The sequence below is a fragment of the Rhodanobacter hydrolyticus genome, assembly GCF_044904645.1.
The window spans coordinates 4,036,755-4,058,429 of record NZ_JADIKK010000008.1; the positions used below are offsets into that span (position 1 = coordinate 4,036,755).

18 protein-coding genes are annotated in these 21,675 nt (G+C 64.7%); 7 read left to right on the plus strand and 11 right to left on the minus strand.

Annotation, left to right across the window (positions count from 1 at the left end; all coding sequences use genetic code 11):
- Positions 1 to 225: 225 nt before the first annotated feature.
- The 3 genes from ISP25_RS20595 to cycA all read right to left on the minus strand — a co-directional run bounded on the left by ISP25_RS20595 (position 226) and on the right by cycA (position 3,328).
- Complete coding sequence (locus ISP25_RS20595; RefSeq protein WP_404616234.1) at positions 226 to 702, minus strand: class I SAM-dependent methyltransferase; 477 nt, start codon at positions 700 to 702, stop codon at positions 226 to 228.
- Between the two features lie 168 nt (positions 703 to 870).
- The gene (locus ISP25_RS20600; protein ID WP_404616235.1) at positions 871 to 1,812 is read right to left on the minus strand and encodes a peptidylprolyl isomerase; all 942 of its coding nucleotides are present in this window, start codon (positions 1,810 to 1,812) and stop codon (positions 871 to 873) included.
- A 121-nt stretch (positions 1,813 to 1,933) separates the two neighbouring features.
- The gene (gene cycA, locus ISP25_RS20605; protein WP_404616236.1) at positions 1,934 to 3,328 is read right to left on the minus strand and encodes a D-serine/D-alanine/glycine transporter; all 1,395 of its coding nucleotides are present in this window, start codon (positions 3,326 to 3,328) and stop codon (positions 1,934 to 1,936) included.
- Between the two features lie 325 nt (positions 3,329 to 3,653).
- Between cycA and ISP25_RS20610 the strand changes: the two genes are divergently transcribed.
- Both ISP25_RS20610 and ISP25_RS20615 read left to right on the plus strand, forming a co-directional pair.
- The gene (locus ISP25_RS20610; RefSeq protein WP_404616237.1) at positions 3,654 to 4,232 is read left to right on the plus strand and encodes a TetR/AcrR family transcriptional regulator; all 579 of its coding nucleotides are present in this window, start codon (positions 3,654 to 3,656) and stop codon (positions 4,230 to 4,232) included.
- Positions 4,229 to 5,650 carry a nitrilase-related carbon-nitrogen hydrolase gene (locus ISP25_RS20615; protein WP_404616238.1) on the plus strand — a complete coding sequence of 474 codons (1,422 nt, stop codon included), beginning with the start codon at positions 4,229 to 4,231 and terminating at the stop codon, positions 5,648 to 5,650. The genes ISP25_RS20610 and ISP25_RS20615 overlap by 4 nt, the downstream gene beginning before the upstream one ends.
- 463 nt (positions 5,651 to 6,113) lie before the next feature.
- On the opposite strand, the gene ISP25_RS20620 is transcribed toward ISP25_RS20615, so the two are convergent.
- Positions 6,114 to 6,536 (minus strand): H-NS histone family protein, encoded by a 423-nt coding sequence (locus ISP25_RS20620; protein ID WP_404616239.1) that lies wholly within the window; start codon positions 6,534 to 6,536, stop codon positions 6,114 to 6,116.
- A gap of 239 nt (positions 6,537 to 6,775) precedes the next feature.
- Here ISP25_RS20620 and ISP25_RS20625 point away from each other — a divergent pair, with 239 nt between their 5' ends.
- The 3 genes from ISP25_RS20625 to ISP25_RS20635 all read left to right on the plus strand — a co-directional run bounded on the left by ISP25_RS20625 (position 6,776) and on the right by ISP25_RS20635 (position 9,972).
- Entirely contained in the window at positions 6,776 to 7,177 is a 402-nt protein-coding gene (locus ISP25_RS20625; protein ID WP_225578551.1) for a PadR family transcriptional regulator, read from the plus strand.
- The gene (locus ISP25_RS20630; RefSeq protein WP_404616240.1) at positions 7,177 to 8,106 is read left to right on the plus strand and encodes a sensor domain-containing protein; all 930 of its coding nucleotides are present in this window, start codon (positions 7,177 to 7,179) and stop codon (positions 8,104 to 8,106) included. Before ISP25_RS20625 ends, ISP25_RS20630 begins: the two co-directional genes overlap by 1 nt.
- Before the next feature lie 63 nt (positions 8,107 to 8,169).
- Positions 8,170 to 9,972, plus strand: coding sequence for an amidohydrolase (locus ISP25_RS20635; RefSeq protein WP_404616241.1), 1,803 nt, complete (start codon positions 8,170 to 8,172; stop codon positions 9,970 to 9,972).
- Between the two features lie 214 nt (positions 9,973 to 10,186).
- On the opposite strand, the gene ISP25_RS20640 is transcribed toward ISP25_RS20635, so the two are convergent.
- The 4 genes from ISP25_RS20640 to ISP25_RS20655 all read right to left on the minus strand — a co-directional run bounded on the left by ISP25_RS20640 (position 10,187) and on the right by ISP25_RS20655 (position 15,245).
- Positions 10,187 to 10,603, minus strand: a complete 417-nt coding sequence (locus ISP25_RS20640; RefSeq protein WP_404616242.1) for a hypothetical protein — start codon at positions 10,601 to 10,603, stop codon at positions 10,187 to 10,189.
- 93 nt (positions 10,604 to 10,696) lie between these two features.
- Positions 10,697 to 12,241 (minus strand): DUF1800 domain-containing protein, encoded by a 1,545-nt coding sequence (locus ISP25_RS20645; protein WP_404616243.1) that lies wholly within the window; start codon positions 12,239 to 12,241, stop codon positions 10,697 to 10,699.
- A gap of 94 nt (positions 12,242 to 12,335) precedes the next feature.
- Positions 12,336 to 13,538 (minus strand): DUF1501 domain-containing protein, encoded by a 1,203-nt coding sequence (locus ISP25_RS20650; RefSeq protein WP_404616244.1) that lies wholly within the window; start codon positions 13,536 to 13,538, stop codon positions 12,336 to 12,338.
- Between the two features lie 129 nt (positions 13,539 to 13,667).
- On the minus strand, positions 13,668 to 15,245 hold the full coding sequence (locus ISP25_RS20655; RefSeq protein WP_404616245.1) for a DUF1800 domain-containing protein: 1,578 nt from the start codon (positions 15,243 to 15,245) through the stop codon (positions 13,668 to 13,670).
- Positions 15,246 to 15,413: 168 nt separating this feature from the next.
- Here ISP25_RS20655 and ISP25_RS20660 point away from each other — a divergent pair, with 168 nt between their 5' ends.
- Both ISP25_RS20660 and ISP25_RS20665 read left to right on the plus strand, forming a co-directional pair.
- On the plus strand, positions 15,414 to 16,022 hold the full coding sequence (locus tag ISP25_RS20660) for a class I SAM-dependent DNA methyltransferase (RefSeq protein WP_404616246.1): 609 nt from the start codon (positions 15,414 to 15,416) through the stop codon (positions 16,020 to 16,022).
- Positions 16,023 to 16,118: 96 nt separating this feature from the next.
- Positions 16,119 to 17,828, plus strand: coding sequence for an aspartyl protease family protein (locus ISP25_RS20665; RefSeq protein WP_404616247.1), 1,710 nt, complete (start codon positions 16,119 to 16,121; stop codon positions 17,826 to 17,828).
- A gap of 113 nt (positions 17,829 to 17,941) precedes the next feature.
- Here the strand turns inward: ISP25_RS20665 and ISP25_RS20670 are convergent, their stop codons facing one another.
- From ISP25_RS20670 to ISP25_RS20680, 3 genes are all read right to left on the minus strand, one after another.
- A complete protein-coding gene (locus ISP25_RS20670) occupies positions 17,942 to 18,322 on the minus strand; it encodes a DUF3052 family protein (RefSeq protein ID WP_404616248.1) in 381 nt (126 codons plus the stop codon).
- Between the two features lie 171 nt (positions 18,323 to 18,493).
- The gene (locus ISP25_RS20675; protein ID WP_404616249.1) at positions 18,494 to 19,846 is read right to left on the minus strand and encodes a carbohydrate porin; all 1,353 of its coding nucleotides are present in this window, start codon (positions 19,844 to 19,846) and stop codon (positions 18,494 to 18,496) included.
- A 182-nt stretch (positions 19,847 to 20,028) separates the two neighbouring features.
- Positions 20,029 to 21,510 (minus strand): efflux transporter outer membrane subunit, encoded by a 1,482-nt coding sequence (locus ISP25_RS20680; protein ID WP_404616250.1) that lies wholly within the window; start codon positions 21,508 to 21,510, stop codon positions 20,029 to 20,031.
- Positions 21,511 to 21,675 lie beyond the last annotated feature (165 nt).

A 21,675-nucleotide genomic window follows, 5' to 3' on the forward strand; every position in this document is an offset into this window, starting at 1 on the left:
ACATTCCCGGATCGAGTCCGGGACAGGCGCTGCCCTTCGCCCTTCGGGCCAGCTTCGTTGTTCGCCACCGCTCCTGCGGCAGCGTGGGCCAGCAAAGAGACGCGACTCGGGCGCCGGCGGGCGTCCGAAACCGCTCTGTTACTTGCGAAACGCGCCTATAAGGCGTCTTGCCGCCGTGAAGCCCCGGGGTCACAAACCCTGCCGGCTTCAGAGCACGAAAAACCCTCAGCCCACCCGCCGAATACGCCAAACCCACGCTGGCGGCAAATTGAGCCACGCCCCTCCGACGCGCTCGGCCTGCAATCCAAGCCGCTGCCGCAACGCCCGCGGCACCGGACAGCGCAGCCCATAGGTGAACTGGTAAAGCGCCCCTCCGGACTGCAATTGGCGCTCGAACACGCCTTCGACGATGGCCGCGACCTTGTCGGAAGGAATGGACAGCAGGGGCAGGCCGCTGATAACGGCGCTCGCGCGCTCGTCCCCGAACAAGGACGAAGAGCGGCCAAGTTGTGCGGCATCCATGCGCAGCACGCGCGCGTGCGGGTAGCGTTGCTCTAGTGTGGAAGCCAGCACGGGATCGGTTTCCACTAGCACTAGCCGATGGCCGGGCAAACCACGTTCCAGCAGCGCCCGCGTGAAAACGCCGGTGCCGGGACCGAGTTCGATCACCGGGCCATGCGCGTGGTCGACATGCGCCGTCATCAGTCGCGCCAAGGCGGGGCCGGAGGGCGCCAATGCGCCTACGCTGCGCGGATCGCGCATCCAGGCCCGCAGAAAATGCATGGTGTCGTTCAATGACATGGGCGATGGGATGATCGGTTGCCTGGGTTCACCATAACCGGAATGGGCCGCATGGGTGTTCGGATACGGTTATGGCATCACCGGCTTGCCGCCATCCCGCACCGGAACGTCGATGTTGCACAGTTCGAGCTTGCCCGCAGGCAAGGTGTAGAAGCTGTCGCGGCGGTTGCGCTTGGCTTCGATCAGCGCGGTGAAAGTGGTGCTGTCGGTGCGCAGCACCTGGATGTTCGCGCGCTGCGCGGGCGGCAGATCCGAAGCCAGCCGCACCGAGAGGATGGGCAGGCGCTGCTTGGCGTCGGTATAGAAGCCCATTGGGGCGGGGCCGCGCGGCAAGGCGGAGAGCAGTGGCATGCCTTCCAGCACGCGGCCGGCGATGGCGAGATTGCGGTCCAGTGTGCGCGGCGACTGACCGATGATCGCGTACAGCGAGCTGCCGTTGCCACTGTCGGGCGAGATGTCGCGTGCCACGCCCACCGCACCATAGCAATGCGTGAGCCACATCCGGCTGGTAGCCGGATCCCGCGCGGCGGCGAAGCCTTCGCTGAAGCCCACTTCCGGAGCGTATACGTCGCCGTCGGGCAGTTCTGTCCACGGCAGTTTGGCGTCGATGGCGCGGGTGTATTCCGGCGGCAGGGTTTTCTTCGCCTTGCCCAGCGATTTCAGCTTGGCCGGATCGGGATGGTCGTCGTCGCTGGCGGGGTCATCCCACTGCGCCACGAAATTGTCCTGCACGCGGTTGACCGAGGTGCCGTCGAAGTAGTGCTCGCGCACCAAGGTGCGGATGTTGGCTGCATGCAGTGGCGTGAAATCGGGTGCCAGCTCGATCACCACGCGGCCCGTGGGCAACTGCATGTACAGCAGGTTGTCCGGATCGGGCGTGCGCCATTCGGAAGGCTTGGACGCATCCAGCAGTTCCTTCGCGCTGGGCGTGGGCTTGTCCTGCGCGGCGAAGGTCGGTGCCGTGGCGAGGGCGAGCGTGGTCGCGATGGCGGCGGCAAGGTGGCGGCGCATGGTGGTCTCCCCGGTTGGCTGGCGAAACGGCAAGTTAGCAGGTGCCGGTTCGCATGTGCGCTATGCGCGGAAGCGCACGAAGGTGCGCTCGCTCAGATGAGTCAGGCTGAAATTGCGGTGTTCAATTCCCGGCAGGTGCGGGTTTGCCGGCGCGCCGGCCCTTCCAGGCATAGCCGATCCCCAGCAGCACGAACCAGACCGGGCTGGCCAGCAGCGCCGCACGGGTGTCCGACTGCAGGCAGAGCAGTACCAGCACGAAGGCGAAGAACACCAGGCACACCCAGCACATGAAGACGCCGCCGGGCATCTTGTAGGCCGAGCTCGCGTGCTGCTGCGGACGTTTGCGCCGGTAGGCCATGTACGCGCACAGGATCAGCGACCACACGAACATGAAGAGCACGGCGGATAGCGTGGTGACGAGGGTGAACGCGGTGACCAGGTTGGGCACGAGGTAGATCAGCGCCGCACCCAGCAGCAGGCAGAAGCAGGAGAACAGCAGGCCCAGCGAGGGCACCGCCGCCTTCGACAGGTGTGCGAATGCCTTTGGTGCATGGCTTTCGTCGGCCAGGCCGTACAGCATGCGGCTGGTGGAGAACATGCCGCTGTTGGCCGAGGAGGTGGCCGAGGTCAGCACCACGAAGTTGATCAGGCTCGCCGCCGCCGGTATGCCGGCCAGCACGAACAGCTCCACGAACGGGCTTTTGTCGGCCTCGACCAGCCGCCATGGCGTCACCGCCATGATCGCCGCCAGCGCCAGCACGTAGAAGATGATGATGCGTATCGGGATCGAGTTGATCGCCTTCGGCAGGTTGCGCCGCGGATCCGCGGTCTCGGCGGCGGTGGTGCCGACCAGCTCGATGCCGACGAAGGCGAACACCGCGATCTGGAAACCGGCGAAGAAACCCGATAGTCCATGCGGGAAGAGGCCGCCGTCGTTCCACAGGTTGGCCAGCGAAGCCTTGCTCCCCGCCGGCGAGCGGAAACCCCATGTCACCAGCGCGAAGCCGACCACCACCAGCGCGACGATGGCGACGATCTTGATCAGCGCGAACCAGAACTCCAGCTCGCCGAACATTTTCACCGTCGTCAGGTTCAGGGCAAGCAGCAGCAGCACGCAAAGCAACGCCGGTATCCACGACGCGAGATGCGGCAGCCAGAACTGCGTGTAGGAGGCGATCGCGATCACCTCAGCGATCGCGGTGACGATCCAGCAGAACCAGTACGTCCAGCCGCAGAAGAAACCGGCCCATGGCCCGAGCAGGTCGGTGGAGAAATCGATGAACGATTTGTACTCCAGGTTCGAAAGCAGCAGCTCGCCCATCGCGCGCATCACGAAGAACAGCATCACGCCGATGATCAGGTAGACCAGCAGGATCGACGGCCCGGCCAGGCTGATCGTCTTGCCCGAGCCCATGAACAGGCCGGTGCCGATGGCTCCGCCGAGGGCGATCAATTGCAGGTGGCGATTGGAGAGGCTGCGCCTCAGGTGGTCCGGCTGTTGCGTGGATGCGGACATGTGGGCGCCATGGTCGTGAGTGAGCCGCAACCATAGAAGGAACCCCTGGTCCATGGGAATAGAGCCAACGTATCTGCCGTTCCGAATACCCAAAATCCATCTGCGTTGCGCCCAAGGCTGCCGGTGGCTGGGCCGGCATGGATGGGGCCAGATATTCGGCGCCGACATTCGTTCCGAAATCGCGGGCAGATCGAAGGCATTCAGGCCGAAAATGTCCTCGATCATCGTACCAAGTGCATGCGCCAACCCGAGCGCCCCGGGTGCCCGGGGCTATGGCCGCTGGGTTGGCTTGTGTACTTAGTACTCGTTTGTGTACATTGTACGCATGACCAAGGGCCGCATACTCTCGTCCGCGAAGGCGGTGCTCGAATCCGCAGGCTTCGAGGGGCTGACCATCCGCAAGGTCGCCCAGCGAGCGGGCCTCTCGCCGATGGCGCTCTACCGCCATTTCAAGAACAAGGACGAGCTGCTCAACGCCCTCATGCAGGACGGCATTTCCGCGTGGGAGACGATCGTTCGCGGCATCCGCGCCCGAGATCCGGTGAAGTGGCTGGAGGCGCTCATGGAGGCGTACCTCGATTTCGCGCTCACGCAGCCGCACCGGTTCGACGCGGCGTTCTTCCTGCCTGCGCCCGCGGCGCGCCAGTTTCCCGATGATTTCGCCGCGGGCCGCTCGCCGGCGCTCGCGCTCGCGATGGCTCGCATCGATCAGGCGAAGGCCGAGGGCCGGTTCCGCGATGAGCCTACGCTCGGGATCGCGATGGCGCTCGCGGCCTACGGGCAGGGATTCGTGTCGATGCAGCGCGCGAGGCGTTTCGCGAGCGACAAACAGTTCAAGGAGCTATACCGCGCTGCAAAGCGCCAGTTCCTCGATTCCCTCAAACCGTCCGGGAAAAGCGAATGATCACTCTGTTGGCCGCTGTGCTGAGTGGCATCATGTTTTATCTCTCACAGGGATACGACCACGTCTGGGTCCTGGTCTGGTTCGCGCCCGTGCCGTTGTTGTGGCTTGCCTACGGCAATACCCGCATCTGGCAGGTAATCGGAGCGAGCGCCATCGCGCTCCTCGGCGGCACCGGCTATATCCTGCAGTCCCCCTACCTCCATCTCATACCGCCGCTCGTCTTCGCGTCGGTTCTGGCGGTCGATACCGGGCTGTTTTGCGTCGCGGTAGGGTTTGCGCGCTTCGTGCAGCGCCGGTCGTCACCGCTTCTCACGTTGTTTGCGTTTCCGGCGTGCTGGACAGTCTTCGAGTTCCTGATCGAGCTGCAGTCCCCGAACGGCACCTACGGTTCGCTCGCCTACAGCACGATGTCGGCGCCCGTCCTGATCCAGGGCGCATCGCTCTTCGGGATGTACGCGGTTACGTTCCTGATCTGCCTCTTTGCGAATACCCTCGCCATGGCGCTGCGGTTCAAACGGAACACGGCCGCAGTCGGCCTCGGGCTGACGATCTGTGCAGTCAATCTGGTGTTCGGTATCGTGCGGCTCGCGCACCCGCAGCCCGACGTGCTGCGGGTGGCGGGTATCGTCGATGAGACGGCCGTAGCGGATGCGTGGCGGGCGAAGACCGTGTCCGCCGATCTTGCAGTGGCCGAAACCTACGCGCGCGAGGTCCGCGCAGCTGCCCGGGAAGGCGCCAGGTTCGTGGTTACGCCGGAAGGCGGCATGGTATCGACCCCTGCAGGACAGAGCACGACCGTTGCACCGCTTGTTGCCGCCGCCAGGGATACGGGTGTGCAGATCATTGCCGGTTTCCATTCCGAGGCGCCGGCCGCCGACTTCGCGCTTGCGATCACGCCCGATGGCAGGACTCAGCGCTACGACAAGCGTCATCCTGTGCCAGGCCTCGAACACGACCTCACGCCGGGTCATGCCTCGGGCTGGCTGGGCGATGGCCGTGCCGAGGAGATCTGCAAGGACATGGATTTCCCCGACACCATTCGTTCCGATGCCGCCAAGGGCGCCCACCTGATGGGTGTGCCTGCAGGCGACATGGGCATCGATGGCTGGCAACACGGGATCATGTCCGTGATGCGCGGCGTCGAAGGCGGGTTTTCGATCGTGCGGGCTGCCAATGACGGCCTGGTGTTCGCGAGCGATGCGCAAGGGCGTCTGCTCGCCCTCAAGCAGGATGCGCCTGCGGGCCTGACCATGATCGTCGCCGACCTGCCGCTGGGACCCGGGCCAACGCTCTATACGCGGATCGGCAACGTCTTCCCGTGGCTCTGCGGGATCTTCGCTCTCGCCCTCGCGCTTGGCACGGGGCTGTTGGCCTGGCGGCGGCGAAGCGCCGGCCTGTTGCGGAGCCTTGAAAATTGACCAGGAAGGCGCGGTGCTGTTCACCGAAGATTGACCGGGGAGTTCCAGCCTGATCTGCGGGATTTATGGGGCACCAAGTACTCGCTGGGTGATCGGTCTTCGATGCATTAGGGTCGTCCGTTTTCAGCGGGCGCCAGCACCAGAAAGCGCATAAACATGGGTGTCATATCCACACGTGGGCATGGTGGCGAAGTCTGTGCAGTTTCGAACATCAGAGTCTGTACGGCCAGGGCGGCAGAAGACTATGGTGAAGGACGAGACTGGCTTCTTCGAGGCATACGACAAAGTAGTCGCTTTTGCTCGCGAGCATGGTGAATACCCGCGCCTTCGATTGGGTGTGACTGATGACTCGTGAACATCCGCTTCGGGTCGGAAGCGACTCTACAAAGGAACAGCTAGGGCGCCCAGCCGCTTCAGGCTAGGCACCCTTGGGCAGCAACAGCTGAGGTGTTGCTATCCCAGATTACTTCTTTGCGGCTTTCTTGGCCGGAGTGCTCTTCGCAGCCTTCTTGACCAGTGCGGTTTTCTTGGCTGGCGTCGCTTTCGCGGGTGCGCTAGCAATCAGCAGGCTTTCCGCTGTCACGCCCTTTTTCTTCAAGGCCTCGTTGAACCAGAGGGGCCGCTTGCCGCGTCCAGACCACGTCTGAGACGCGTTGTCGGGGTTGCGATATTTTGGTGCAACGGCGGTTTTCGGTCCCTTCGCAGACTTACCCCCACGGGTCGGATACACCTCCCCAATGGTCAGCCCGGCGCCAGCAAGGATGCTATCAATCTTGGCCCGCACTTCCTTGACGTGATTTTTCCGCGCAGATTCCATCTGCGCTTCTGCGCTCTTGATAAGCGCTTGGAGTTCAGCCGGGGAGAGCGAATCAATATTTATAGCCATGGTGGTTCTTTGGTTGGATTGGAGGCCTTAGCCTACGAGAAAATGAAGCCTCCAGGTGGACTTCGGGCGATGCGCGTACGAGTGTCGGATTCAGGCGACTGAGGATCCAAACACCAAAGTTTGTGGGCTGCCGGTTCCCCAAAGTTTGCGTTTGATCCACAAACATTGGAGTTCTGTCCATCCCTGCCAGTGGCGCTGACTATGACTTCCGGCGCATGTACTAGTACGAAGTCAACACTATGCTTCCCTTCAAGCTATGCAGCAGGGCGGGCAAGCACGTGGACGAGATCGACGGCCAACTGAAGAAGTTCCAGAAGGAGCTTTCCGCCGGCACGGTGTCGCTGGTGTTGCTGGCCGTGCTGGGACAGTCGCGCCAGCCGCTGTACGGCTATCAGATCGCCAAGCGGCTGGAGCAGGCGGGCGAGGGTGTGTTGGCCGGCAAGCAGAGCGCGCTGTACCCGGTGCTGCGCAACCTGGAGGGCGCGGGCCTGCTGGACAGCGAGGTGGAGCCCTCGGTAAGCGGGCCGCCGCGCCGCTATTACCGCATCACGAAATTCGGCCGCGAGGTGTTGCGCGCGTGGATTGCCGCGTGGAACGCCAGCCGCGACTCCGTCGACAAGGTTCTGCAAGGGGAAGTGTGATGACCAAGCCACGCACCATCAACGAATACCTCGAACAACTGCGCGTCGCCTTGCGCGGTGCCGATCCCGCGCTGGTCCAGGATGCGCTGTACGACGCCGAGGAGCACCTGCGTGCCGAACTCTACGAGCGCCCCGGCCGGGACGAGGCCGCCATGCTCGAGCACGTGGTGGAGAGCTATGGCGCGCCGGAGGAAGTGGCCGAGATCTACCGCGACCAGGAAATCAAGATCCAGCGCGCGATCCGCCCGCCGCCGCCGCCCAAGCGGCGCTCGGTTGCCGGCCGCTTCTTCGGCGTGATTGCCGACCCGCGCGCGTGGGGCGCCTTGTTCTACCTGCTGTTCGGACTGGTCACCGGCATCGCGTACTTCACCTGGGTGGTCGCCGGTCTTTCGATGTCGGCAGGCTTCTCGGTGCTCATCATCGGCCTGCCGTTCATCGTGCTGTTCTTCGGCAGCGTGCGCGGGCTGGCATTGCTGGAAGGGCGCCTAGTGGAAACCATGCTGGGCGTGCGCATGCCGCGCCGGCCGCCGTATCCGCCGAAGGACATGACGCTGTTCCAGCGCATCGGCGCGATGTTCACCGACCCGCGCAGCTGGAGCTCGATGCTGTACGCGCTGCTGCTGCTGCCGCTGGGCATCTTCTACTTCACGCTGATCGTGACCTGGCTCGCCGTCTCGCTGGCTTTCGCTACCGCACCCGTGCTGAAGCTGATCGCCGTGCACGAGCAATGGGACATGGGTACCTGCAGCGGCCTGGCGGAATCGACTTGCCGCGGCATCGATTGGTTGAGCGGTTGGGGCGGCGCGGGCGTGCTGTGCGTGCTGGGCGTCTTGCTGTTCTTCACGCTGCTGCATGTGGTGCGCGGGCTTGGCCACCTGCATGGCGCCTTGGCCAAGGGGCTTCTGGTGCGCGGTGTGGAGCGCGGTTGACCCCGCACGGCGGTGTTCCTACGCTGGGCCGGCGCAGCTGTGCGCGGTCAATGGGGAGAAACCATGCGCTTCCGTCGAACCGGGCTTGCGGCCCTCTTGCTGGCCTCGCTCGCGGCTGCCGCGGCGGATGCGCCGATCAAGGGCTTTCCGCCCGTGCTGCCCGCTGCCGACCTCGTGCTGCGCGACGCCAGCATAGCCACGCTCGATCCGCTGCAGCCCACCGCACAGGCCTTGGCGGTGAAGGACGGCAAGATCGCCGCGCTGGGCAGCGACGCCGACATCGCGCGCTACATCGGCCCGAACACCAAGGTGTTTGACCTGCATGGCGCCTTCGTCGCGCCCGGCTTCATCGAGGGCCACGGTCATCTGCTGGACACCGGCGATTCGCTGACGCAGCTCAATGCTGGCACCGCGCCGAACTGGGATGCCGTCGTGGCAATGGTGAAGGCCGCGGTGGCCAAGGCCAAGCCGGGCGAATGGATCGTCGGCCAGGGCTGGCAGCAAAGCAAATGGGACAAGGTGCCGCAGCCCAACATCGATGGTCTGCCGTTGCCGGCCAGCCTCGACGCGGTCTCGCCGAACAACCCCGTGCTGCTCGCACACACCAGTGGCCATGCGATCTACGCCAACGCCATGGCGCTGAAGCTCGCCGGCATCGGCCACGACACGCCCGACCCCGTCGGCGGCAGCATCGTGCGCGACGCCCAGAGCAACGCCATCGGCGCGCTGCGCGACACCGCGGGCGACGCGGTGTACGCCGCCTACAACCGTTACCTTGCCGGCCTGCCGCCGCAGGAGCTGGCCGCGCGCAAGGAGCAGTCGCTGAAGCTCGCCATGCAGAACGAGGTGAGCAAGGGCATCACCGGCTTCGTCGACATGGGCGAGGACTTCCAGACGATAGACTGGCTCAAGCAGGAGGCGGCCAAGGGCTTCCCGCTGCGGCTGTACGTCAACGTCGGCGTGCTGGACGTCGCCAGCCTCGACAAAAACCTCGCCAAGTACCGCACGATAGGTTTCGCGGACGACCACTTCACCGTGCGCGGCGTGGGCGAGGACGTTTCCGACGGCGCGCTGGGCACGCACAGCGCCTGGTTCCTGCAGCCGTACGACGATGCGCCGGGCGTTACCGGCAAGAACGTCACGCCAATGGCCACGCTCGAACAGATCGCAAGGATCGCCGCGCGCGACGGTTTTCAGGTGTCGATCCACGCGATCGGCGACCGCGCCAACCGCGAGCTGCTCGACATGTACCAGAAAATCTTCAGCGAAGACCCGGCTGCGCACGCGCTGCGCTGGCGTATCGAACACGCGCAGCATCTGGCGCCGTCCGACATCCCGCGCTTCGCGCAGCTCGGTGTGATCGCCTCGATGCAGTCCATCCATGCGTGTTCGGATGCGCCCTACGTGGTGCCGCACTTGGGCGAGCAGCGCGCGAAGGAGGGCGCCTACGTATGGCATACGCTGATCGAGAGCGGCGCGATGGTGCTGGACGGCAGCGACACGCCGGTGGAGGACACCAATCCCATCGCTGGCTTCTACTGTGCGGTGACGCGCGACAACGGCCGCGGCCAGCGCTTCTTTCCCGCCCAGGCCAAGACCCGGCTGGAGGCACTGCGCTCCTACACGTTCAACAACGCTTATGCCAACTTCGAGGACCAGCACCTTGGCACGCTGAGCCCCGGCAAGCTCGCCGACATGGTGGTTATCTCGGGCAATCTGCTGACCGTGCCCGACAACCAGATCCTGCGCACGCGAGTGCTCTACACCATCGTCGGCGGCAAGCTGGTTTACCAGCGGAAGGACGCGGAGGCGTGGCGCAGCGGCCAGTTGTTCGAGCCGATGCCGGAGTTTGACCACGTGAATTGAGGAGACCGGGCCTGACGAATTTTGACCGGTTTCCGGGAAATTTCTGTTGGAACGGCTTCATGCTCGTCATTCCGGCTTTCGCCGGGATGACAAGCAAAATCAGAGTTTCCTTTAATGAGTGCAAAGCCACTGGATTCCCGCTTGGCCAGCCTTCGGCTATTGAAAAGTGCTTCGCGGGAATGACGGAAAAATCGGAAGCTCCTGCGATCGAGAGTCAGGGGTTGGTGTTGCGCGACAGAGAATCCGATTTCCACAATCCGAATCGCTGCAGGCCGTAGTAATCCGCAAGATTGGTATGAACCAGGTTGAGGCCAGCCGAACAACCGGGCTGTCCGAACTCGTGGTACGAAAGGCAAGGCACGATGGAGTAGGTCGCGAACCTTCCGCGCGGAAACTGCAAGCTGAGCAATCCACCCGAGTGATGCCAGGTGCCTGACAACACTTTCCGTTGCTTCGGAGCTGAACCGTCGGCTTCCCAGCCGACAAATTCATATCGGGCCTTACCGGTGGAATCCAGCGTGAGCGTGATGCTGTATTCCGTTTCGGTAACCGCCTGGTATCGACCGGCAGGATTGCCGGAGCTTGCAGCTTGAAGCGGTGTGGCAAGGGATAGGAGCAAGAGGACGGCCATCCCGCTCCTGACTAAATGGCTGCATCTGTGCGGATGATGCGAGGCGGCCCCCATCTCCGAACCTCCGTCCGACGTGCCGTTGTACCTGCTTCCTCAACGGTAATTGAAATCCGGCGAAGCCAGCAGGAAAGTATTCCACTCCTGCTGCGAATTCGCCTTGGCCAAGGCGTCGCGCGTGACGGCGGAAAGGTGCGGCTCGATGGCGTCGTAGTACAGCCGCGTGGTCAGCATGGGAAAGCCGGCCTGCCGCGTCTTGCTGCCGGGCGGCGTGAACAGCTGGGTGTTGCCGTTGCCGATCGCGGCGGCGATGTCGAAGCGGGTGGAGAGCTGGCCCGAACCGGTCCAGCTGGCGCCATCCAGCGGCCAGCCATCCGGCGTGATGCGGCCGTACAACGGTTCTCCCAGCTGGTCCAGCCAGTACACCAGCGGCAGGGCGTTGGCGATGGGTTTGCCGTCGTAGGCCAGGCGCACCGAGGACATCACGAAGCGCGTGGGGTCCATGAATTGCCTGCCGCTGGTCAACAGTTCGCGCGAGTCGAGCAGTGTGTGCAGCACGGCGGCGATGTCACCGCCAGTCTGGCGGAAGGTTTGTGCCATGCGGGCCACCAGCGCGGGCGGCGGATTGTCGGCCACGAAGTACTGCGCCAGCTGGCGCGAAATGAACTGTGCGCAGGCCGGCTGGCGCACGATGATGTCCACCGCCTGCCTCACCTCGTCGAAGCCGCGCCCCTTGATGCGCTGGCCGAGGAAGACCTTGTCGCTGAAGTCGTGCCGGTTCGGGTTGAACTGGAACAGGCCGTGTTGCACCACCAGCGGCGCTGCCTTCGCGTCGAAGTGTTGCGGTTTGCCGTCCATCGGCGCGATGCCCACGCCGGTGAGGATCAACGCCAGCTGCTGCACGTCCTGCTGGGTGTAGCCCGAGCCCACGCCCAGCGTGTGCAGTTCCATCAGTTCGCGCGCGTAGTTCTCGTTGACGTGGCCCTTGGCGTTCTGTGCGTTGTCGAGGAACTCCAGCATTGCCGGGCTTTCCAGCGTGGCCATCACCAGATCCCTGAACTTGCCCAGCGCGTGCGTGCGGATCACTTCCTGCTGGTAATCGGCCAACTCCCAGCGGATGCGGCCCTTGGGCGCATACACGCTGAAGTGGTTGAGCCAGAACCACACCAGTTGTTCCTTGAGCTGGTTCGGCCCGTATACCGCCTGCAGCAGCTCGGCCTGCCGCGCCTGCTGCATCAGCTCGTTGCCGTGTTGTTGCCACGCCTTGTTTGCGGCGTCTTTCTCCGGTCCCGCGGGCAGTGCCTTGGCCTGCTGCTGTGCGTTGTACAGGTCGCCTAGCAATTGCGGCATCGATGTGTTCGTTGCCTCGAAGCCGTGGATCGCCTCCGCGATCTGCGGTGGCAGCGAGCCCGGCACGCCGTCGGCCAGCTGTGCATTGAGCAGGCCTTCGCGGCCAAGCTTCCGATAGCGCGTCACGTCCGCGCTGTCCACGCCGAAGCCGTCGCGGCGCAGCCAGGTGAGGTCGTTGCCGTTGAATACGCCATGCGCTGTCGGCGCTCCGGCCTGCGTAGGCTGGCTGGCGCATGCGGCGAGCAGCAGGGTCGCGGTCGTGAGCAGGGAGACAAGTGCGCGGCAATGCATGGCGGCTATCCGTGCGGTGGTGTAGGAGCGCACCTTGTGCGCGATTGCTTTTGCCTTGACCGAAGCTTAAGGCAATGGCGCACAGAGGGCGCCCCTACACAAGCCGCAGATCTTTCGGTCTGGCCTGCGGAAACACCGCCTGCAGCTGGTTGCCGTTCAAACCCCACAGCCGCGCGAACATGCCGCCCAGCACGTCGCGGTAATCGTTGAGCACCTGGTAGTCGCGGTTCTGCAGCAGGTTGGTCTGGGTTACCGCGAGCTGTTCGCCGGCGATGCGACCGCCGGCCACCTTGCCGCCCAGCACCCAGTGCACGGTGCCGTGGCCGTGGTCGGTGCCATGGTCGCCGTTCTCGCGGAAGGTGCGGCCAAATTCGGAGAGCACCACCACGGTGGTGTCGTTCCATGCATCGCCCATCGCATCGGCGTAGGCGGCGAGGCCTTCGCCAAGGTTCTTCAGATTGTTGGCGAGGCCGCCCTTGGTATTGCCCTGGTTGACGTGGGTGTCCCAGCCGCCGATATCGACGAAGCCGAGACGGTACTGGTCGCGCATCAGGGTGGCGATGCGGCGCGTCTCCGCAGCGAAGTTGTGCGCGCTGGGTGCGCCGCGGCTGGCCGCCACCATCTCGTTGCGCAGGTCGTCGGACACGGTCTTGGGCAGGGCGAGGCCGTCGGCGCTGGCCTGCGCCAGCGCGGTGCCCTTGTACATGCCGGCCAGGATGGCCGATTGTCGATCGTCGAAATGCGCCTTGGGATCGCCCTTCAACGAGATGTTGGGAATGTCGCGGCCTGCGCCCTGGAAGCTCAGCGGCAGGTTGTTGGTGAAGGCGATGGCCGGGGTGTCGTTGTTGAGCACGCCGGAGAGCCGCGCGAGAAAGCCGGAGCGGTAGTTGGCCACCGGGCCGAGTGGTTCGCCGCGTTCGATATGGTCCTGTGTCTCGAAGTGGCTGCGCGAGAGGTCGTTGGTGCCGGCGAAGGGGATGAAGGCGAGCTGCTTCTTCTGCCACAGCGGGTAAAGCGAATCGCGCACCACCGGGCTCAACGCCCAGTTGGCGTCCAGCGGCAGTGCGCTGTCCGGGTTGTTCGTGTCGGGCCTGGCGATGGCCAGCGTGGGGCGCGATTCGTAGTAGAAGTCGCTGCCGCAGGGCACCAGCAGGTTGTTGCAGTCGTAGCCACCGCGCAGGAACACCAGCAGGAAGCGTGGCGTGCCTGCCGGAGCCGCGAACAGCCGGCTGGAGAACGACAGCGTGGACGCGGCGGCGGCGCCGGCGGCGGCAAGCAGGAATTCGCGGCGGTTCATGGCAGATACCTCGACGGTGGCGTGGCACGATTCGTCATTCCGGCGAAGGCTGGAATCCAGCGCCTTGCGACTTGGCCTGAAGTCGCTGGGTCCCGGCTTTCGCCGGGATGACGGTCAAAAATCAGGACATCAGCGATAGTTGAAGTCGGGTGAGGACAGCAGGAAGGTGTTCCATTCTGTGGGCGACTTCGCCTTGGCGAGCGCGTCGCGGGTGGCGTCGGAAAGCGTGGGCGCGATGGCGTCACGATACAGCGCCGAGCCTTGCAGATCGGGAGCGTCGTGTGCCGCGGGTTTGGCGTCGCCATCGACAAACAGCCGGTTGCGTCCGCTGCCGATCACCCGCGCGAAGTCGAAGCGCTTGCTCAACTGGCCCGAACCGGTCCAGCTTGCCGAATCCAGCGGCCAGCCATCCGGCGTGATGCGGCCGTACAGCGGCTCGTCCATCTGCCGCAGCCAGTTTTGCAGCGGCGCGGCGTTGGGAATGGGTTGGCCGTCGTAGGCCAGCCGCATCGACGAAACGACAAAGCGCATCGGATCCTTGAACTTGCGGCCGTCCACGGCGGCGGCCTCCTTCGACAGCATCATGGTGCGCATCACCGCGGCGATGTCGCCATCGGTGTTCCGGAACGTGCGTGCCATCGCGTCCACCAGCGCGGCCGGAGGCTCGTCGGCGATGAAGTACTCGGCGAGCTGGCGCGAGACGAATTGCGCGCAGGCGGGCTGGCGCACGATCAGGTCCACCGCCTGTGCGATCTCGGCGTAGCCGCTACCGGGGATGGTCTGGCCGAGGAAGGTCTTGTCGCCGTCGTCGTGCTTGGCCGGGTTGAACAGGAACAGGCCATCGCGCACGACGCCGGGGCGCGCCAGCCCGAAGCGGCCGAGGCGTTGCGCCACCTTCGGCGGAGCGATGCCGGCGCCGGTAAGCACGCGCATCAGCTGCTGCACGTCGGCCTGCGTATAACCTGAGCCTACGCCCAGCGTATGCAGCTCCATCAGCTCGCGGGCGTAGTTCTCGTTGGTCTTGCCCTTGACGTTCTGCGCATTGTCGAGGAACACCAGCATGGCCGGGCTGGTCAGCGTGGCCATCACCAGGTCCTTGAACTTGCCCAATGCGTGCGGGCGGATCGCCTGTTCCTCGTAGTTCGCGGCGAACACGCGCACCGCACCCTTGTTCGCGTACACGCTGAAGTGGTTGAGCCAGAACCACACCAGCTGTTCCTTGAGCTGGTCGCCGCCATACACCGCATGCAGCAGCTCGGCTTGCGCGGCCTGTTGCTCGAGGTCGCGGCGATACTGTTGCAGCGCTTTCTTAGCCGCGTCTTTTCCGGGGCCGGCGGGCATGTCCTTGAAACGTCGCTGGCTGTCGCGGAAATCCGCCAGCAGGTCGGGCAGCGGCGTACTCACCACCGACAAGGCGTTGATCTGCGCGGCGACCTGCGGCGGCAGCGTGTCGTCGGTGCCGGCCAGCTGTTCATCGAGGAAACGCGTGCGGCCGAGCTGTCGGTAGCTCGCCAGGGTGGCGCTGTCCAGGCCGAAACCATCGCGACGCAGCCAGGCGATGTCGGCGAGCGAAAGCCCATCCACCTGGGCCGTCACCGTGGCGGGGGCCATGCGTTGAGGCGCGGCCTGGCCTGCGCAGACCAGCACGGGCAGGCAACCGAGCAGCAGGCCAAGTGCATGGCGGCGACGTATCGGTGCGGCGGGCATGCGTCCATTCTCCGGCGAAGGGGTCGGACGGGTTCAACGTCGAAGGGGCCCCGGAAGATGACCGCCGTGTCGCGATGCACGGCACGGATTCGCTGGCGATTCATGTTTCGCATCAACTTGCGTCCGGGTGGTGGCGGTTACCATGCACCGTCCTGCCGGAGCCATGCGATGCCCAAGACCTACGACCGCGCCTATTTCGACAAGTGGTACCGCGATCCCGCGCACGCGGTGGGCTCGGCCGCCGAACTCAGGCGCAAGGTGGCGATGGTGGTGGCGCAGGCGGAGTACTACCTCGGCCGGCCGCTGCGCAACGTGCTGGACGTGGGTTGCGGCGAGGGCACCTGGCGTGCGCCGTTGCGCGCCTTGCGACCAGGCATCGACTATCGCGGACTCGACGCCAGCGATTACGTGGTGGCGCGCTACGGACGCAGCCGCAACATCGGCCTGGCGCGTTTCGGCCAGCTCGAACACCTGCGCTTCGACACCCGCTTCGACTTGATCGTGTGCACCGACGTGCTGCATTACCTCAAGCCTGCGGAAATCCGCGCCGGTCTCGCCGGCATCGTCGAGATGCTGGAAGGCATCGCCTTCCTCGAACTGTTCACTAGCCGCGACGATGTGGATGGTGACCATCACGGTTTCGTATCGCGGGCGCCGGGCTGGTATCTGCGCGCATTCGGCAATGCCGGATTGTTGCCGTGCGGCTCGCATTGCTACCTGGGGCCGCGATTGGAACGGCGCATCGCGGCGTTGGAGCGGGCGCAGATGCCGGCGTAGTTGCATTACGATCCGCGCACGATCCGGCGCGGCTCGGTCGAACCACAAGGGGGGAACATGCTTCGGAAAGCGCACGTTCTGTTTTTCGGCATTGCCATGCTGCTGCAAGGCCGTGCGTTTGCGGGTACTTGCCAAGTGGCCGACTACGGCGCGTTGCCGGTGGAGATGGTGGGGAATCGGGCTACCACCGAGGTGTCGATCAACGGCCAGAACACGCGCCTGTTCCTCGATACCGGCGCGTGGTTCAACACCATGTCGCGGGCCAACGCGGCTGACCTGAAGTTGCGCACGTCGATGCTGCCCTTCGGCATGCGCGGCTCAGGCATCGGCGGCACCTTCAGCGAGGAACTGGCGCGTATCAAGGACTTCAGCATGCTTGGTGCCACGCTGCACAACGTCGAGTTTCTGGTCGGCGGCTCGGACACCGGTTCGGGCCTCATCGGCGCCAATTTCCTCGACGTGGTCGATCTCGACATCGACCTTGCGCACGGCAAATTGCATTTGATGAAGCCCAACGGCTGCGGCGCGATGGCAATGGCCTACTGGGTCACGGACGGCAACTTCCGCATGGCGGATTTGCTGCCCTCCAGAAACGAGCGTGATCGCCGCAGCTTCGTCAATGTTGTCATCAACGGCAAGAAGATTCGTGCCTTGCTCGACAGTGGTGCCGAGACGACGATGATGACGCGTGAAGCAGCGGAGCGCGTGGGCATCGACCTGTCCGCACCCGACGTGAAAGCTTCCGGGCACATGAGTGGCTTGGGCGCGAAAACCTTCCAGAGCTGGCTGGTACCCATCGACAGCTATTCCATCGGCACCGAAACCATCAGCCACAGCAAGGTGCTGGTGATGGATGGCAACATCGGCTTTGGCAACGATGCGCCCGACATGCTGCTTGGCGTGGATTTTTTCCTCGCGCATCACATCTACGTCGCCAACAGCCAGGGCCGGATTTACTTCACCTACAACGGCGGGCGCGTGTTCTCGCTGGGGCAGGCCCCCAGCGGCACGGATACCATAGCGGCGAGTGCCGCGGACGCGCCCAAGACAGCGGACGATTACGCGCTGCGTGGGCAAGCCTATCTCTCACGCGGTGAAACGGCAGCGGCGCTGGATGATTTGAACAAGGCCATCAGCATGGGGCCGGCCAAGGCGGACTGGTATGCCACGCGTGGGCGCGTGCATCTGGCGATGAAGCAGTCGGATGCTGCGATGGACGACCTCGATCAAGCCATCAGGCTCGATCCGAATGACGTCGGAAATCTTCTGCAGCGTGCGAGGCTGAAACTGGCCCGCAAGGACAAGGCTGGTGCGGAGAGCGACGTGGCGGCAGCGCAGAATCTGGCACAGCCGGGGTCGCAGCAGTCCCGCGTGATCGCGCAGTTCTACTACACGACCGGCCAGCCCGCCGAGGCGTTGCCTCTGCTCGATGAATGGATTCGCCTGCACGGCAACGATCACGGCCTGGGTGTTGCGCTCAACGAACGCTGCCGTGCGCGCGCCTTGGCCAATGTGCTGCCCGACAAGGCGCTGAAGGATTGCCGCAAGGCGATCAGTCTCGACGGCGCCACTCCGGCCTATCTCGAAAGCGAGGGGTTGGCGCAGTTGCGGATGCAGGACTATGCCGATGCCATCACCAGTTTCCAGCAGGTGGTGTCGCAACAGCCACATTGGGCATGGGCGCGCTATGGCCTTGGTCTGGCGCGGATACGCAGCGGGCAGCCCGATGCGGGCAATGCCGATCTTGCCGCGGCCAAGGCGATCAACCCGCAGATTGCCGCGAAGTTCGAGAAGTACGGCATTTGAGCGTACGGACCGCTTTTCTCTGTCATGTCATGGATGTGCTGGCGCGCACAAGCGTGCGTCCAGCATGCGGCTGACGGAGAGCTTGCCGCAGCCGGACGCATCGGCGACGCAGCTCATCGCCGCTCTTTGCGCACGACGAGCTTGAGCCCGGACCATGTCTCCGTGACCGCGCAAACCTTGACGTCGACAAGGTCGAGCGGGAAGGCCAGTTCACGGATCGTGTCTTCGGTCACCGTGGTGGGAACCTTGGAGGCCTTCTTGGGCCAGGACACCCAGATCGTTGCGTGGGGAGCGAGCTTTTGGCGCAGGGCGACCAACTGCCTTGCAAGGTCGGCTTTTTGCGTTGCGAAGACGTGTGCCACTTGGGTCAGCGGACCAGGGCGATGTTCGAATTCGACGCCATTGGGCAAGGGCGCGAGTAGCTCGATGTAATTGTCTGGCGCACCGATCGCACAGACGCGGCTTCCGGGCTTTATGCCTAGTTTCTGCGCCAATGGTGTCCCGGAGTAGCCAGGGCTGGATGGCATGGGAGCGGCTTGGCCGTCGATCGAGCCCCGGTTCGGGCGGTACGCGGCATGCTGGGCGTACCGGTCTACCTGGTCAAGCGGTTTGCCGGTATGTGTTTTCGGAGCATCGAGGGCGACGAGGAACGGCCTCGGCGCAACTCAAAACTCTACATGCGCCCGCACCCCGGCAAAAGCGGCCGGCCCGCGGTCCCGGTTGTAACCCGGGTTGCGGATCCACTGGAAATCCGGGCTGAGCGTGAGGTGCGCGAAGGGCACGTAGCTGTAGTACAGCTCGGTGATTTCCTCGTGCGCGTAATTCAGCGCGCCGTCGCCGAGCACGAAACCGCTGCCACCCATTTCAAGGTATTCGCGGTGCAGGGGTGACAGCGCATTGAGCGCGAAGCCGATGCCGATGTGATCGTCGCCGCGGCCCCAGTGCACGCCGGAAAGCTGGAAGCCGCCGTTGACCGTGCGATCCACTTCGGTGAACACGAAGGATTCGGTGTGGCCGTCGTTCCAGCCGGCGCGCATGAACAGGCCCGTCTCTCCGCCATCTGCCAGCGGCAGCTCACCGTTGGCGACGAAGCCGAATTTGTGCCGGCCAGGGGCGTCGGTGGCTTGCACGTCCGGCACTTCACCGGTGGCGATAGCCTGCGCAATGGCTTCGCTGTAGCTCCCCATGCGCGCGATATTGCGGAAAGCCAGCAGGCGCAGCACCCAGCCACCCGGTTGCGGATGAAGACTCAGTTGCAACTGTTCGCCGCGTGCGTGGGAGAGATCGCTCTCCAGCCGCGGGCCGTTGGCCTGGTACGGCATGCGATAGACACCGTAGCGCAAGGTCCACGCCGGATTGACCCAGGCCAGCATCAGGCCTTCGGTGTAGCCGCGCGTGTCGGCGGCGAAATCCCACGGCGTGGCGTTGAACAGATCCCAGTTCATGAACTGGGTGCGCGTGCCGTTGGCGTAGCGGTTGGTGTCGAAGTCGTCGTTCACCGCCATCTTGCCTAGCTTGGCCACCAGGCGCTGCGTGGTTTGCGTGCTGGGCAGGTGATCCTGGCTGCGCTCCACGGGTTCGCTCTCGCCGCCCAGCGGCAGCGACCACTGCAGGTAACGGCGCGCCACGTAGGCATGGTTGCTCAGTCCGGCCACGCCGGCGCGTATCACGTCGCCGTTGGTCAGGCCGCCCAGTCCGGTTGCACCGCTGACGCCGCCGCCGCGAAACATTTCCACGTCGAAGTAGAAAGCCAGATGCCAGGGCAGCGCCACGCCGAAATAGGCGCCGAAGGTATCCGAGCGCCTGGTATCGCCTTGCGGTCGCAGGCTCAGCGGACCGGAGTAGGGCGAATGCACGCGACCCTGGTGCTGGTCGACGAAGGTGTATTGCGCGCCCAGCCACTGCGGCACGAACAACGGTGCGGAGGATGGCGCGTCGTCGGCGCACGCATTGCCCGCCAGCGCGAGGGCGCCGGCGAGCAGGATGCAAGGTGTTCGTCGCTTGCGAGAGCCTCGCAAAGCTTTCGTCCCCCCAGCGAAAGCCGGGGTCCGGTGACTTTGACTCCTTGAGTACGACGGCGCTGGATGACTCGCTGCGCCCGCCTCGCCGGGATCAGCCTTCGGCTGTTCAACGCGCGCACAACGCGCCTTTGTCAGGCTTTTGCTGGAACGACGGGCTGAGAAGCAGCTGCGTGGAGAAATCATTTGGCGCCGGCTTCCTCGTCGTGCTGGTCTTGCCACCAGCCGCCGCCCAAGGCCTGGAACAACGCAGCAGTGTCGCTGTAGCGCGCAACCCGTGCCTGCACGAGCGCGACCTCGGCCTGCTGCCACGTCTGTTCGGCCTGCAGCACAGCGAGACGATTCACGTCACCCAGGTCGAACTGGCGGCGGTTGATGTCGAGGCTGTGCCTGGCGGCCTGTTCGGCGACCTGGGCGGCTTGCAGCGCATCGGCATCGGCCTTCAGTGCATACAGCGTGTCCGCCACGTTCTGCATGGCGGCGACCACCGCGCCGCGATACTGCGCCTTGGCCTCGTCCAGCGCGGCTTCGGCGGCGCGCTGCTGGTGCTTCAGCGTACCGGCGTTGAAAACCGGTTCGCTGACGTCCGCGGCGAGGTTCCAGAATGCCGAGCCGTCCTTGAACAAATCGTCGATGTTCATGGGCGAGCTGCCGGCATTCGCGCTGAGCGTGAGTTTCGGCAGGCGGTTGGCCACGGCTATGCCCACCTGTGCACTGGCCGCATGCAACTGCGCTTCCGCGGCACGCACGTCCGGGCGCTGTGCCACCAGTTGCGCAGGCAGGCTGAGCGGCAGTGTATCGGGCAGATGCAGATCGGTGAGGTTGAAGCTGGTTACCGACGCATCGGCGGCCGACTGGCCGAGGAGCGCGGCGATGGCGTCGTTCTGCTGGTTGAGTTGCTTCTGCAGCGGTGGCAGCGTGGCCTGCGTCTGCGCCAGCGTGGCCGTTTGCGCGGTCACGTCCGATGGCGCGAGCTGTCCCAGCTTGAGCTGGCGCTGGAAGGAATCCAGCGTTTCCTGCTGCATGGCGATGATCTTCTGCGTGGCTTCGACCTGCGCACGCAATCCGGCCTGTTGGATCGCGGCAACCACCACGTTGGAGGTCAGGCTGAGCCGCGCCGCTTCCAACTGGAAGCGCTGCACGTCGGTCTGCGCGCGCAATGCTTCCAGCTGGCGGCGATTGCCGCCGAACAGGTCCGGTGCCCACGATACTTCGAGCTGCGCGGTATGCAGCGTGTAGTAGTAGGCGTTGGACGCGGCGGGGCTGGCCAGCGTGCTGGCCACGCGCTGACGGTTCACGTTGTAATCGGCCGTGACCTGCGGAAACAGGGCGCCCTTGCCGGCAGCCTGTGCCTCCTGTGCCTGGCGCAGAGCAGCTTGCGCGGCGTCCAGCCCGGGGTTGGCCTTGAGCGATTGCCTGATGAGTGCGTCGAGTTGCGGCGACCGGAACAGCGTCCACCACTGCGCCGGTACGTCCATGCCGGCGACGAGGTGCTGCGCGTCACCGCTCTGGCCGATGGTGGCCGGTATCGGTTGTGCGGTGTAGCGGTCGTCCTTCGGTGCGTCGGGGCGGTGATAGTCGGGCCCGACCATGCAGCCGGCGAGCAAGGCGGCGCCGGCCAGCAGAGGCAGCGTGCGGAATGTGCAGAGAATGAGTGTCTTCATGCGAACACCTGTGGCGGCGCGCTGTACACGAGCGCGACGCATGTACGGGATTTTTGTTTTTGTTCGTCAATCCGGCGAAAGCCGGAATCCAGTGTCTTTGCATTCAAGAGATCGCAGGCGCTGGATCCCAGCTTTCGCTGGGATGACGAGCAAAAAAAAGCGAGT